General features: G+C 53.1%; 15 protein-coding genes. 12 read left to right on the top strand and 3 right to left on the bottom strand.

Annotated features, from left to right (window positions below; all coding sequences use genetic code 11):
• Nucleotides 1–43 precede the first annotated feature (43 nt).
• The 4 genes from CPY64_RS09620 to CPY64_RS09610 all read left to right on the top strand — a co-directional run bounded on the left by CPY64_RS09620 (nucleotide 44) and on the right by CPY64_RS09610 (nucleotide 3,662).
• Nucleotides 44–1,498, top strand: a complete 1,455-nt coding sequence (locus CPY64_RS09620) for a hypothetical protein (RefSeq protein WP_042481263.1) — start codon at nucleotides 44–46, stop codon at nucleotides 1,496–1,498.
• 22 nt (nucleotides 1,499–1,520) lie between these two features.
• Nucleotides 1,521–2,270 (top strand): hypothetical protein, encoded by a 750-nt coding sequence (locus CPY64_RS19000; protein ID WP_123794740.1) that lies wholly within the window; start codon nucleotides 1,521–1,523, stop codon nucleotides 2,268–2,270.
• 353 nt (nucleotides 2,271–2,623) lie between these two features.
• Nucleotides 2,624–3,082, top strand: coding sequence for a hypothetical protein (locus tag CPY64_RS09615; protein WP_042481260.1), 459 nt, complete (start codon nucleotides 2,624–2,626; stop codon nucleotides 3,080–3,082).
• A 109-nt stretch (nucleotides 3,083–3,191) separates the two neighbouring features.
• Nucleotides 3,192–3,662 carry a lysozyme gene (locus tag CPY64_RS09610; protein ID WP_042482172.1) on the top strand — a complete coding sequence of 157 codons (471 nt, stop codon included), beginning with the start codon at nucleotides 3,192–3,194 and terminating at the stop codon, nucleotides 3,660–3,662.
• A 513-nt stretch (nucleotides 3,663–4,175) separates the two neighbouring features.
• Here the strand turns inward: CPY64_RS09610 and CPY64_RS09600 are convergent.
• The 3 genes from CPY64_RS09600 to CPY64_RS19315 all read right to left on the bottom strand — a co-directional run bounded on the left by CPY64_RS09600 (nucleotide 4,176) and on the right by CPY64_RS19315 (nucleotide 5,948).
• A complete protein-coding gene (locus tag CPY64_RS09600) occupies nucleotides 4,176–4,895 on the bottom strand; it encodes an SHOCT domain-containing protein (protein ID WP_042481242.1) in 720 nt (239 codons plus the stop codon).
• A 519-nt stretch (nucleotides 4,896–5,414) separates the two neighbouring features.
• Complete coding sequence (locus CPY64_RS19320) at nucleotides 5,415–5,585, bottom strand: DUF2158 domain-containing protein (protein ID WP_080723690.1); 171 nt, start codon at nucleotides 5,583–5,585, stop codon at nucleotides 5,415–5,417.
• Between the two features lie 180 nt (nucleotides 5,586–5,765).
• Entirely contained in the window at nucleotides 5,766–5,948 is a 183-nt protein-coding gene (locus CPY64_RS19315) for a YodC family protein (protein ID WP_042481238.1), read from the bottom strand.
• A 165-nt stretch (nucleotides 5,949–6,113) separates the two neighbouring features.
• Here CPY64_RS19315 and CPY64_RS09585 point away from each other — a divergent pair, with 165 nt between their 5' ends.
• The 8 genes from CPY64_RS09585 (at nucleotide 6,114) to CPY64_RS09545 (ending at nucleotide 12,307) form a co-directional block, all read left to right on the top strand.
• Nucleotides 6,114–6,347 carry a hypothetical protein gene (locus CPY64_RS09585; RefSeq protein WP_054513280.1) on the top strand — a complete coding sequence of 78 codons (234 nt, stop codon included), beginning with the start codon at nucleotides 6,114–6,116 and terminating at the stop codon, nucleotides 6,345–6,347.
• Nucleotides 6,348–6,870: 523 nt separating this feature from the next.
• Entirely contained in the window at nucleotides 6,871–7,080 is a 210-nt protein-coding gene (locus tag CPY64_RS09575) for a cold-shock protein (protein ID WP_042481232.1), read from the top strand.
• A 224-nt stretch (nucleotides 7,081–7,304) separates the two neighbouring features.
• Nucleotides 7,305–7,577, top strand: a complete 273-nt coding sequence (locus tag CPY64_RS09570; RefSeq protein WP_042481227.1) for a hypothetical protein — start codon at nucleotides 7,305–7,307, stop codon at nucleotides 7,575–7,577.
• 31 nt (nucleotides 7,578–7,608) lie between these two features.
• On the top strand, nucleotides 7,609–8,196 hold the full coding sequence (locus CPY64_RS09565; RefSeq protein WP_042481225.1) for a class I SAM-dependent methyltransferase: 588 nt from the start codon (nucleotides 7,609–7,611) through the stop codon (nucleotides 8,194–8,196).
• Between the two features lie 151 nt (nucleotides 8,197–8,347).
• On the top strand, nucleotides 8,348–9,367 hold the full coding sequence (locus tag CPY64_RS09560; RefSeq protein WP_042481222.1) for a sulfate ABC transporter substrate-binding protein: 1,020 nt from the start codon (nucleotides 8,348–8,350) through the stop codon (nucleotides 9,365–9,367).
• Between the two features lie 25 nt (nucleotides 9,368–9,392).
• A complete protein-coding gene (gene cysT / locus CPY64_RS09555; RefSeq protein ID WP_042481219.1) occupies nucleotides 9,393–10,307 on the top strand; it encodes a sulfate ABC transporter permease subunit CysT in 915 nt (304 codons plus the stop codon).
• Nucleotides 10,304–11,191, top strand: a complete 888-nt coding sequence (gene cysW / locus CPY64_RS09550) for a sulfate ABC transporter permease subunit CysW (RefSeq protein ID WP_042481216.1) — start codon at nucleotides 10,304–10,306, stop codon at nucleotides 11,189–11,191. Before cysT ends, cysW begins: the two co-directional genes overlap by 4 nt.
• 18 nt (nucleotides 11,192–11,209) lie before the next feature.
• A complete protein-coding gene (locus tag CPY64_RS09545) occupies nucleotides 11,210–12,307 on the top strand; it encodes a sulfate/molybdate ABC transporter ATP-binding protein (protein WP_042481214.1) in 1,098 nt (365 codons plus the stop codon).
• Nucleotides 12,308–12,436 lie beyond the last annotated feature (129 nt).

The raw sequence follows: 12,436 nt of genomic DNA, 5'->3' as shown, positions 1-12,436 counted from the left end.
TGAACCCCGCTGAAAGGCGGGGTTTTTTGTTTGTGAGACAGATATGGCCTATATCTCCCCGGAAGAGCTGCGCAACGCCAGTGTGGACGCTGGGACGCTTGAGAAGTTTACGTTGGGTGGTGTCGGTGATCAAAACGTCAACCGAGCTGGCAATGATGTATCCAACCTAGCGACTATTAAGGAGCGTGCTTTAGAAATCGCTCGACAGGCCGCCAATATGCAAACGTATCTGACGAAAGTAGATATGGAGGCTGAGGGCCCGCAACCCAAGGAGACCGTGGCGCAGGTGACAAACGATCCAGATGCAACAAATAACGGTATCTGGGTATCCGATGGTTCGCAATGGATTTGGTCAGGGGTACAGCCAGTTGGGCGGAGAGATGTGGATCGAATTAATTCCCAGATTGATCAAAAACTGGATCGATATCAAGTTCTAAACGAGGCGCTTTTCTGGTCTCTTGTTGATGATGAGTGGCATGCGACAGATTTGACGGTGCGTAAGTCTGACGGACAGTTAGCTGGTTTTGTCGTTGATCGACTTGCGCTTCGAGTTGCTCGGCGTCTAAATCCGCAAGACCTCGGAAATGTGATTACTTATCCGCAGGTCGCAGGGTCAAACCATCCAGTCTTGGGATCAGATTTTTACATGCGTGATGGCGAGCTTCTTCCGGTATTAACTGACATGACGCAAATTGCAGGCTGGGGGTCATCAAGCATGTTTCGTTCAAACGCAGCGCTCTCAGCGCTGGCTCAGTCTATGGGTGCGAGTTATTACAACGGCGGCGTCAGTGGACATCAGACTGAACAGATTGCGGCTCGTCTGGGATCGATTCCGGCACTTTGCTCTTTTCCGGCAAATACTATTCCGGCTGGAACTGAAGAAATTTCTATCGATGTTCCAGATATCAGCTGGCATGCAGGTCAAGACTATACGGGCATAATCAACGGCGTGCATGGCCGGTTGCGATATTCGGGTGGCCCTAAATTTTCAAGGACTATAGCCGGAGAACCTGCGCATGTTGAACCAAGAACCCCATTCTTGCCAGATGATGGAGCCAGAAATCGAGCGGCCATCACTTTTCTATGGATGGGACGCAATGACCTGACGGGCGCTCAGGATAAAACTGAAAGCTGCATAAAAAACACCGACAGATCATTCGATTGGCTTGCTCCGCTTGTTAAGCGAGTTCTCGTTCTTGGGCATTTCCAGGGCGACTTAACACCAGACTCACCGGTTTGGGATCGGATTGAGCGCGTCAATGCCGCGCATCGAGCGCGGTATGGGCGTTTATTTGTTGATGTGAATGCCTATCTGATCAGCCCTCAGATCTGGATTGACATGGGGGTCACACCCACTCAGCAAGATCTGGATCAACAAGCAGTCGGGACCACACCCGCGTCGCTTCGAGCAGACGGGCTGCACCTCACAAATGCTGCCTATCAGGCGGTTGTTACGTATTGCGTTCGTGCCCGTATGCTTGAGCTTGGCTGGATTTGACTTTTGCCCTAGGAGTAACCCAATGACCGCATTAATTATTCGGGCGCCAGGCCGCATTATTGCTCCTCCGCCTGGAACACCTATCTTTCCTGATATTTCTTCAGGTCTGTATTTTGATTTCGATGCTCGCGTTTTGAATCTGCTGGATGGGGACTCTGTCGCCGCATGGTCCGGTGCTGGGCCTGCTCCAGCGAAAAACCGACTGTTAAATACAGCACAGAGCATGAATACGTGGACGCTACCGACATACTCAGCCACCGATGGGCCAAGCGGAACGCCAGCAGTTAAGTTCAATGGAGTAAATCAACGTATCCGTACAACTGATGCTAGCGTAATTCCGTACATTGGCGACTTTACGATTGCGTTGGTGGGGCAAGGCTCTGCGCCTTCCGGTGTCACCTTATCTCGCATGTACGGCTCAAGTCCTGGCGCGACTACGACAATCAGTCCGGCATCATCTGGGAATATCGTTTTCCAGCAAAACGGTGTAAATGTATTCTCAACACCCAATCCAGGGGGGCATTTTGTTGCCGCTTTCTCGGTCTCGAAATCGAGAGTCATTATGCTGACCAGTGCCATGGAGGACCCCAAGGTAATAAGTGGCTCCTACGACCCCGGATACACAGGGTTTGGACTAGGAGGGTCGGCTGCCTCAGCGCTGGGGACGCAGATGCTTGGCTCCGTTTCGCGAGTCACAGCATTCACTCGCGCATTCACCGTTAACGGTGTGGCCGCGCTTGTCCGAGCATATCGTGACGAGTACGGTATTTGAGCCTGCAATTTAGCGGCATAATCTCATGGACGCTTATTTTCAAGAAAGCCTTGGATGCCTCTGAATTGAAAGTGCTGATGTCGGCCTTGCGGTAAGAGTATGGGGCTTGAGAGATTGAGGAGTGGCATATGTGCCCTAAAACCTGCTGGTTGCTTGCTTATGGAGCGCTCGGGCTAATTTTGTTCATTTCGGTGGCTGTAATTCACTTTTGGCACGAAAGAGAACTCCGCCGAATCTGGAGCGAGCGCGACGAGAAAATCCGACTAATGAAGTAATTTATCACATATATAGCTACCCGCTTTTGCGGGCTTTTTTACGTCTGCTGCAAGCGCAGCATTTCACGGGAGACAGCCATGCCGACCGTTATCAAGGGGAAAAGAGTGGAACCAACAAGCGGAGCTGGTGCAGGTTGGGCTGCGGTGAAGGTGGCCATCGCGTTTGGGGCGCCAGCAGCGATTGCTGCGCTTATCGGCATGTTGGTCATGCCGCCCAGGACAGTGAGGGAGTTCATCAGTCGCACGACATGTACCGTACTGAGCTCGTTCATTCTGGGCCCGCTCCTGACGATCTGGGTGATCACCTGGCAGCCAGGCCTATTGTCGCAAGCCGTGCAGGTGGCTGCCCATACCGGGGTGGCCGAAGATCTGCACAGTCTTATGGGCCTGTTCTATGTGATGGGACCGTGCATGCTGATAGCTGGGCTTCCGGCCTGGTGGGTGTTGGGAGCCTGGGTGCGCTGGGCGCAGCGAATGCAGGAGCAGGGCATTCCGAACTGGGTTGCTGAAATGAAAGGGAAAATTTTGGGGAAGTGAAATGCAGAAATTGATTGATGTGATCTTGGGCCTTCTGGCCCTTTTTTTTCGTTCGCAGAAAGAGGAACCTACGCCAGCGCCAGCGCCAGTCGAGCCGAAGCCGATCGGCATGTCCGCCGATGGCCTGGCCATCCTGCGGTATTTTGAGAGCTGCCGGTTGGAGGCTTATTGGGATGCTGACGGCAAAGTGTGGACCATAGGCTGGGGTGATACGGGACCAGATGTGGTGAAAGGCTTGCGTATCACCCAGGCCGAGGCTGACGAACGATTGCAGCGTCGGTTGGCCCGCGAGTTCGTACCTGGTGTCCTGGTCGCGCTGACTCGTCCGGCAACCCAGGCTCAGATCGATGCGATGGTCGACTTGGCCTACAACATCGGCGTGGGAGCATTTCAAAGCTCTACTCTGGTGCGCCTGTTCAATGCCGGCGACCAGGCCGGTGCTGCTGAGCAATTCCCACGCTGGAACAAGTCAGGCGGCAAAGTGCTGTTGGGCCTGCGCCGCCGTCGTGCTGCAGACCGCGCTCGCTTCTTGGGCGCATCGGGGGCTGAGGCCATCAAGATAGGAGCGGCCATTGTTTAAAGCAGTATGGCACCGAATTGTAGGTTGGCTCGGCTTGCTGGGTGGCCTGATCATCGCCGCTCTGGCGCTGCTGCAGGTCGGGCGGCGTCAGGGCAGGGCACAGGCAGAGCAGAAACAAACAAAGGCGGACATGGCCGCAGTGGAGGTAGGACGTGATGCAGCTGAAACTATTGAGCGCCTTGACGATGATGCTGTGCGTGACCGTGCTCGCGCTCGGCGGATGCGGGACACTGAGGGGCGGTAGCTACTGCGCAGCTACCCAGCGGCCTTTTCAGTGGCACTCTGATGCGGAAATTGACGCTACGCCGATCAGAGTGCTGCGCTATGTGGAAACGGAGGCTGAAACTTGGGCGCGGCTTTGTCAAAAATAAAGAAATTGCCGCTTGGCATCAACGCTTTAGCTATCGATCCAAAGTGGTATGTAAGTCATCTACCTTGAATAGGATCCTCGGGAATTAACGTCTGAATTAAGCTGTGCCAGAGAGTTGAATCGGCTTGAGCGAGTTGCTACGTTCAGCTCAGCAGCTTTGATTTTTGAGCTGTAAATTCAGCATCTGTCAGTATGCCGCTGTCTTTGAGATCAGCCAGAGCGCGTAATTCATCAGATAAACTACGTGCTTCCTTGGGTAGTGTTGGGTGGCTTAAAGAGTCTGCCTTCTCTGCGCGATTGATAAGCACATCAAGGCGTGCTTGCCATTGTCGTGCATAGTCAGCTGATGCCTTGTAAATAATTTCGTCCCGCTTTGACTCAGTTGCGAGAAAACTAATGTCATGCGTTGGGTTGTCGGAGTCATTGACTACCAACCGAAGAATTATGCTATTGATAGTTCCAGACTCAACCTTCTTTCCTGAAAGCCCGCCGATAACAGCACCAACTCCGCCAAGAAGAGCTCCTCCAACCAAAACGCCACCAACTTGGCTAGAACGGGCAGTTGTAATCACAGTATGACCATCCTCTGATATCTCAGAACTAAGGATGTCGCGATAGTCAAAGAGACGATGAGATAATCGGCCTCCTATGTACTTGAATAAACATACTTTTGATCGCCCCTCATCAATGGCGATGCCATTGTATCCGGCTACACTGCGATACACATGTTTTGCTGTAAAGTCCGGAATCCGGGTTATAGCAGCGGCAAACTCTTTTTGCTTTTTTGAGTCATGAATACCCATCATCACTGCGAGAGCTACAGCGATGACAAAGGATAGTAGCAAGATTGACCAGAAATCCATAAAGCCTCTTTTCATATCTAGCGGGCAGCCAGGCGCTGTCATTGATGCCTAATTAAAGGTAAGCGACATGCCGCTAGGGCAATTGATCATCTAAAAAAATGAAGTTTAGCTTAGATCATGGAGGGCAAGTCTTTTGAGACAGTTCCGAAACGCCTAAAACCTACGGATGTAAGGGTGGTTTACTCGTGTCTGGCTGTAGCAGTAAGGCAGTTAAGGTTTTCTGGACGGAGGCGTAGTGCCTGGCTCAAACGACGATTAGTCTCTTCTCGTCAGCCAACGACGGCAAGTCAAAAAGGGGGAGTGTGATAAAAATCCTGACACGGATGCGGAATCAGATGGAATATAAAGCAGCTATTTCCAATTCGATTCCTGTCAGTAGTATTAGATTGCGGTGGGATGGTCCGTATTAGGCGCCCGAAGGTATGAGGCCTGTAGAACGGTAGGTATTTTTGAGTCAGAGCTCTAGGCCCTTAGCAACAAAAAAACCGCCTGAAGGCGGTTGGTGTTTTGTTGTCCTGGCTAATCCTGCACTGGCTCTAATGCTGTGACTGGAATTGTCATTAGATTATATTCGCCGCCCGTGAACCAAGAGACGCTCGCTTTGTGGTCGGAGGTAATGACCTCAACTGTCAGCTTAGGACTGCCGCTTTTCAAGGTGACTATGCTTCCGGGGGTAATCTGATTTGTCATGGCGCTCTACCGATGGAATGAAAGTTAGTGTCATAAGTTTATAAGCCGAAAGATTAAACAATCCATTGTCATAGGTCAAACAAAACTGAAAGTGACTATAAAGTCTGTTTGTTTGTGCGTCTTCGCTTGCTGACTTATCCCAAGCGCCAAATGTAGAAAACCGCCCAGAGGGCGGTCTAATTAAGGGTTCATTAACTCTACTGGCATAAGGGCGACAGCGGGAATTGACTGGGTCCTGGCTCTGTTGTCAATCACGAACCACATGCACTTTACGTTGCTGCCTTCTTGGCTCTTGTCAATAACTGTCATTTCAGGGCCACCGCTTTTCAGTTGGACTACATCTCCGACCTTGAACGTGCTCATAGAACCTCCGCAAGTAAATGAAGGCCACAGTATGCCAATGGGCGAATAAATTATCTAGATAATTATTTCGATCGAAATATTATGCTAGATTGCGTGCTGAGTTGACCCTGTTTCGCCAGAACTATGCCGTACACAGATATCGCAAATCTAGAAGAGGAGACACGCATGCATTTTGAGATTAATGCTGGCCATCTGACGCCTACGTATGTATCCCTTGTGGCTAGCACCAACGAGGCCTGCATCCCCAGTGCAAAGTCACCGGGAGTGATGATTTATCAAAACATCGCGCCACACCACGCAAAGAGCCTACTGAAGCTGCTTGAAGAGAAGGGGATTCCATACAAGATATCGACGGATGGCACATGGCAGCGCTACAACGGAGCGAGCTGGGAGAGCTAATAGAGTTAACATAGGATTGCTGCGGACAGCGCCAATCAGTCCGATAACCTATTTAATTATTGGGCGTCGTTCTCTGGCCACAATCTGCTGGTCAGCATGATGTGGTTGGTGAGACAGCTGATTGTTTTTGCAAGTGGTTGATTTGTAACTGCTATCTAATCCCTTACAAGGCGTAGGTCGGGGGTTCGAACCCCTCAGCACCCACCATTTCTTTTGCTAGTCGAATCAAGCACTTAGGTAAAACTAAGTGCTTTTTTTGTGCCTGTTTGTTTTGTGTATCAGGTCAGACCAGACCAACGCTGCTTCTCTGATGCGGGCACTTTTTCTGCCAGATTTTCGTCCTGAAAGCCTGTAAGCGTTGGTAAGTGCCCGCTTGAACGGCACAGACTTGTGATTCCTGCGCGCAAGTCATAAAGGCAGAGGGTGGCTCCGCCGTTTAGTTTGTAACGGTGCTATCTATATATGTGGATAGCGTCCATAGTGTGTCCAGGGGCATTTTTCCCCTGATTACTTAGGACATACATTGAAAACAGAAATTGGTATCGTGAAGTGGTTCAATAACGAAAAAGGCTTCGGCTTCATCATGCCGGAGAGTGGTGGTAAAGACCTCTTCGCGCACCACAGTGAAATTCAAGGTTCCGGGTTTAAATCTCTTGATGAGAACCAACGAGTTTCCTTCGTTGCGGGCGTTGGCCAAAAAGGCCCATGCGCTACCCAGATCCAAATCATTTGATCCCCTGCTTGCCTGACTAGGCAAGCGCAGCGTTGATCAATAAAGCCGGGCCCTTTGAAACATTGGGTTCGGCTTTTTCCATTCTGCTTATCTGTTCCAAGACAGGCTGGGGTCGGGATGGTTTCGGGGCTTTGCCAAACTTGTTGCTGCTTTTTTTCTACTCTTGAGCACAGCGACTATTCAGGTAACACTACGCCTTGTCGATATGCGGTCCTCGGGTCTTCATGAGCAAACTTCTCTCTTGCCTGTCCCCACTTGCCACTCTGATTCTGGCGTGGCTGGCCTTCATGTTTCTGCTGTTTTTCCCGCCGCTGTGGATCTTGTGGCCCGTGCTGGTCGTGAGCCTGGGCTGGATCAATTACAGAGGGATTCGCTACGCGTTGGGTAATAGTGACAAGTCCAAGCCGTGGCACCTTTGGTTCAATGTAGGCGAGTGCCTGTTTGCGGCGATTGTTCTGGCTTTGCTGGTCCGTGATCTTAGCGTTCCTGCTGCCTGATTTTTTTCCTTGTCGTACGAGAAACGCACTTATGTATTCGGACCCTTGGCTTGATCGCTGGTTACCTTTGATCGCTCAACGTGAAATCTCCTCGCCGGTGCTGGAGATAGGCTGTGGTTTTGGCGACGACACGCTGACCTTGACCCGGGCTGGCTGGAAGGTGATGGCCTTTGACCTTTCGCCTGAATGCGTGGAGACCGCGCAGCAGCGTGCGCCCGAGGCGCAGATTGAGTGCAGGGATACGCGCGGTCCCTGGCCGGAAGCGGCGAATAATCTTGAGTTGATTCTGGCCAGCCTGTCTTTGCACTACTTCCCTTGGGATGAAACCCGGACCATTGTGCGCAGAATCTGGAACAGCTTGCGGCCCGGAGGCTTATTTCTATGTCGTCTGAACTCGACCGAAGATGTGAATTTCGGTGCCGGGCAGGGCGAGTTGATTGAAGCCAACTTCTATCGCGACCAGGGCAATTGCAAGCGTTTCTTTGATCAGGCTAGCGTAGATCAGTTGTTCGGGGCTGAATGGCACCGTATCTCTGTCCAGCATATGACATCGCACAAATATATAAAGCAAAAGGCGATGTGGGAACTGGTGCTGGAGAAAGGGCCGTTGCCAGACTGATTCCTGGGCTCTGGGCGCCCTTGATCCGGTAGCCATTTTCGCCCCCTCCATCTCCCCGCTATATCTAACCAAAGAATCGGTATTTAGCCGGGTGTAACACCCTTGCTAGACTCGTTCTCATTGCTTGGAAATGGTTTCTAGGGGATGGGAAATGAAGCGGATTCAACAGAAGTGGAAGGGCGTTCGGGCGGGGGCTTTGCTGGCTTTGGTGCTGGCGGCAGCAACGGCTGTTGCGGCCGAGGTCAGTATTCTGAATGTTTCGTACGACCCAACGCGTGAGTTGTACGCCGAATTCAACAAGGCTTTCCAGACCCATTACAAAGAACAGACGGGTGACAGTGTGGTCATCCGTAGTTCCCACGGTGGCTCCAGCAAGCAAGCGCGTACCGTGATTGATGGTGTGCCTGCCGATGTGGTGACGCTGGGTATTTCTTCCGATATTGATCAGATTGCTCAGTCCGGTTTGCTGGACAAGGGCTGGCAAGCTCGTCTGCCAGACAACAGCACGCCTTACACCTCCACGATTGTTCTGCTGGTGCGCAAGGGTAATCCCAAGGGGATTCACGACTGGAACGATTTGATTCGCTCTGATGTGAAGGTGGTGACGCCTAATCCTAAAACTTCGGCGGGGGCGCGCTGGAACTATCTGGCCGCCTGGTTGTACGCCTTGAAGCAAGGTAATGGGGACGAAGCGCAGGCTCGTGATTTTGTGGCCAAACTGTATCGCAACGTCAGTGTGCTGGACTCCGGGGCACGTGGATCGACCACAACTTTTGTGGAGCGGGGCATTGGTGATGTATTGATTGCCTGGGAAAACGAGGCGCTCTTGTCGGTGAAGGATCTGGGGCCTGATCGTTTCGATATTGTGGTGCCTTCCAGCAGCATTCTGGCCGAGCCGCCCGTGGCGCTGGTGGATGCCAATGCCGCCAAGCATGGCACGGAAAAAGTGGCCCAGGCTTATCTGGAGTATCTGTACAGCCCAGAGGGTCAGGAAATCGCCGCCCGTCATTTTTACCGTCCTCGCCTGGAGTCGGTGGCCGCCAAGTACCGCGATCAGTTTCCGGCGTTGAAGTTGTACAAGGTCGATGATGAGCTGGGCGGCTGGACTCAGGTTCAGGCCAAGCACTTTGCGGATGGTGGCGTGTTCGACAGCATCTACTTGAGCAAATAACCCCACTATCACCGAGGACCGTTCGATGTCACAGGCTCGTCTTTGGGGATTTCTGCCCGCTGCCCGCAAGCAGCGGGCTTTGCCAGGCTTTGGCTTGACCATGGGTTTGTCTATCAGCTACTTGAGCCTGATTGTCCTGATTCCCTTGTCTGCTGTTTTGCTCAAGACCACCTCCATGGGTTGGTCTGCTTTTTGGGAAACCATTAGTGCCGCGCGCGTCTTGGCTTCTTTGAAATTGACCTTTGGTATGGCCGCGTTGGCGGCTGTGATCAATGGTGTGTTTGGCCTGATTCTGGCCTGGGTCCTGGTGCGCTACCGCTTCCCGGGCCGTCGCATTGTGGATGCCCTGATTGACTTGCCCTTTGCCTTGCCAACGTCGGTGGCCGGGATTTCCTTGGCGGCGATTTATGCGCCTACAGGCTGGATCGGCTCCTGGGCTGAACCGTATGTAGGGCAGATTGCATTTACCCCTTGGGGCGTGCTGATTGCCCTGGTTTTTATTGGTCTGCCTTTTGTTGTGCGTACCGTGCAGCCGGTTCTGGAAGAGCTGGAGCAGGAGCAGGAAGAGGTGAGCGCTTGCCTGGGGGCGGATCGTTTTCAGACGGTCACCAAGGTGATCCTGCCCGCTATCTTGCCCGCCTGCTTGACGGGTGTGGCTCTGGCTTTTGCCCGTGCGGTGGGTGAGTACGGCTCCGTGATTTTCATTGCCGGTAACGTCCCTATGGTCTCGGAAATTACACCTTTGCTTATCGTGATCAAGCTGGAACAGTTTGACTATGCCGGCGCCTCGGCACTGGCTGTCTTGATGATGGTGCTGTCCTTCATTATTTTGTTGGCGATCAATCGCCTGCAGTGGTATCTGCAGTCGCGTCATTCGGGCCAGGCCAATGTCAAAGCGGCCAAGGTGCCAGCGCCTTTATCGTTGGAGGGCGCACGATGAGCAGCCTGACAATGGATTCCACCGTGCAGGTGGTGCCGGTACAGACGGCGCGCTTGCGGGCGGCGCAGGATGACGGTCCGGCCGTCAAAGCCATATTGATTGGCATTGCCTTGCTGTTCTTTGTGCTGTTCTTGCTGCTGCCCTTGATCCTGGTGTTCATGACGGCCTTTAGCCGGGGCATCATGCCGTATCTGTCCGCCCTGAGCGAAAGTGATACTTTGCATGCCGCCAGCCTGACGGTTCTGGTTGCCGTGATTGCCGTGCCGTTGAATATTGCGTTTGGCCTGGCAGCTTCCTGGGCCATTGCCCGGTTTGAGTTTCGTGGCAAGAGCATTCTGACGACGCTGATTGATCTGCCGTTTTCGGTCTCGCCCGTGATTGCCGGCTTGATGTTCTTGCTGATTTTTGGTCGACAGGGCCCGTTTTGGGACTGGCTGGATGCGAATAACATCCGTATCGTCTTTGCTTTGCCCGGTTTGGTCCTGGCGACTTTGTTTGTCACTTTTCCCTTCGTGGCGCGTGAGTTGATTCCGCTGATGCAAATGCAGGGCAGTGAGGAAGAACAGGCCGCGCGGGTGCTGGGGGCCAATGGCAGGCAGATGTTCTGGCGAGTGACACTGCCCAAGATCAAGTGGGGCCTGCTGTATGGCGTGATTTTGTGTAATGCCCGTGCCATGGGCGAGTTTGGGGCGGTATCGGTGCTGTCGGGCCATATACGGGGCCAGACCAACACGTTGCCCTTGCATGTAGAGATTGAGTACAACGACTATCACACGGTGGGCGCTTTTGCGGCGGCTTCGGTGCTGGCGGTCTTGGCTTTACTGACGTTGGCGCTTAAATTGTGGGCCGAGCGCAAAATGGTTCAAGACGGTCATCGTGGATGATCGCATTCGGAGTTCATTATGAGTATCGAAGTTCGTCATCTATCTAAACAGTTTGGTGCGTTTACGGCACTGGGTGATGTGACATTGGATTTTCCAGCGGGCGAACTGGTGGCTTTGCTGGGGCCGTCAGGCTGCGGCAAGACCACCTTGCTGCGCATCGTGGCTGGCCTGGAACATGCGGATGCGGGCCAGGTGCTGATCAACGGCAAGGATGTGGCCGCCGTGGGTACGCGTGATCGCCAGGTGGGTTTTGTATTTCAGCACTATGCCTTGTTCCGCCACATGACTGTGTTCGAGAACGTCGCCTTTGGTCTGCGCATCAAGCCACGCAAGCAGCGCTTGCCCGAAGCCCAGATTCGTCAGCGTGTACATGAACTTCTGGAGCTGGTGCAGCTGGATTGGCTGGCCGATCGCTATCCAGCGGCCTTGTCGGGCGGTCAGCGGCAGCGTATTGCTTTGGCACGCGCCTTGGCCGTGGAGCCGGGCGTCTTGCTGCTGGATGAGCCCTTCGGTGCCTTGGATGCCAAGGTGCGCAAGGAACTGCGCTCCTGGTTGCGTCGTTTGCATGATGATCTGCATATCAGCACCTTGTTTGTGACGCACGATCAGGAAGAGGCCATTGAAGTGGCTGACCGTATTGTGGTGCTGAACAAGGGGCGGGTTGAGCAGGAGGGTGCTCCGCAGGATGTCTACAATCATCCAGCCAGTCCCTTTGTGTATGAGTTCCTGGGGGCGGCGAATCGTTTGCCGGGACAGTTCCAGCATGGGCGTTTTGTAGCCGATCCTCAGTTGGGTCAATTCGAATCCAGTCAGGCCTTGAATGGGCAGGGTATGGGGCAGGGCGAAGCAGTGGGCTATGTACGCCCGCACGATCTGGATTTGCAGCGTCAACTGGATGGCCAAGGCATCGTCGTGGCCGTGCAGCGCATTATTCCTTTAGGAGCGACGGTGCGGGTTGAGCTGGCCTTGAACGAGGGCGAGCGGGCCTGGGAGGCCGAGTTCGATCACCAGCGGTGGTCGCAGCTGGGCTTGCTGCCCGGAGAGCGTGCGTTGGCCTTGCCGCGCAAATTCAGCGCTTTCCCTATCGAGCCTCAAACAGAAGCGCGATTGTCCTGATTTTTTGCAAATTATTCGCAACAGGCTGACCTCAGGTCAGCCTGTCTGCGTTAGTATCTGGAGGTTTTTTGCAGGGCGGATTGAAGCAGGAAATATTACAGGAATTTAGTATTGAGAATCATTCCTGTT

It is taken from the genome of Alcaligenes faecalis, from assembly GCF_002443155.1.
GTDB classification, from domain to species: Bacteria; Pseudomonadota; Gammaproteobacteria; order Burkholderiales; family Burkholderiaceae_B; genus Alcaligenes; species Alcaligenes faecalis.
The sequence above is the reverse complement of the archived record's forward strand: the minus strand, read 5'-3'. Positions and strand labels throughout refer to the sequence as shown.

Bases quoted from the DNA above. Each gene is read 5' to 3' on its own strand.
- CPY64_RS09620 (WP_042481263.1), top strand. From the start codon at position 44: ATGGCCTATATCTCCCCGGAAGAGCTGCGCAACGCCAGTGTGGACGCT.
- CPY64_RS19000 (WP_123794740.1), top strand. From the start codon at position 1,521: ATGACCGCATTAATTATTCGGGCGCCAGGCCGCATTATTGCTCCTCCG.
- CPY64_RS09615 (WP_042481260.1), top strand. From the start codon at position 2,624: ATGCCGACCGTTATCAAGGGGAAAAGAGTGGAACCAACAAGCGGAGCT.
- CPY64_RS09610 (WP_042482172.1), top strand. From the start codon at position 3,192: ATGTCCGCCGATGGCCTGGCCATCCTGCGGTATTTTGAGAGCTGCCGG.
- CPY64_RS09600 (WP_042481242.1), bottom strand. From the start codon at position 4,895: ATGGATTTCTGGTCAATCTTGCTACTATCCTTTGTCATCGCTGTAGCT.
- CPY64_RS19320 (WP_080723690.1), bottom strand. From the start codon at position 5,585: ATGACAAATCAGATTACCCCCGGAAGCATAGTCACCTTGAAAAGCGGC.
- CPY64_RS19315 (WP_042481238.1), bottom strand. From the start codon at position 5,948: ATGAGCACGTTCAAGGTCGGAGATGTAGTCCAACTGAAAAGCGGTGGC.
- CPY64_RS09585 (WP_054513280.1), top strand. From the start codon at position 6,114: ATGCATTTTGAGATTAATGCTGGCCATCTGACGCCTACGTATGTATCC.
- CPY64_RS09570 (WP_042481227.1), top strand. From the start codon at position 7,305: ATGAGCAAACTTCTCTCTTGCCTGTCCCCACTTGCCACTCTGATTCTG.
- CPY64_RS09565 (WP_042481225.1), top strand. From the start codon at position 7,609: ATGTATTCGGACCCTTGGCTTGATCGCTGGTTACCTTTGATCGCTCAA.
- CPY64_RS09560 (WP_042481222.1), top strand. From the start codon at position 8,348: ATGAAGCGGATTCAACAGAAGTGGAAGGGCGTTCGGGCGGGGGCTTTG.
- cysT (WP_042481219.1), top strand. From the start codon at position 9,393: ATGTCACAGGCTCGTCTTTGGGGATTTCTGCCCGCTGCCCGCAAGCAG.
- cysW (WP_042481216.1), top strand. From the start codon at position 10,304: ATGAGCAGCCTGACAATGGATTCCACCGTGCAGGTGGTGCCGGTACAG.
- CPY64_RS09545 (WP_042481214.1), top strand. From the start codon at position 11,210: ATGAGTATCGAAGTTCGTCATCTATCTAAACAGTTTGGTGCGTTTACG.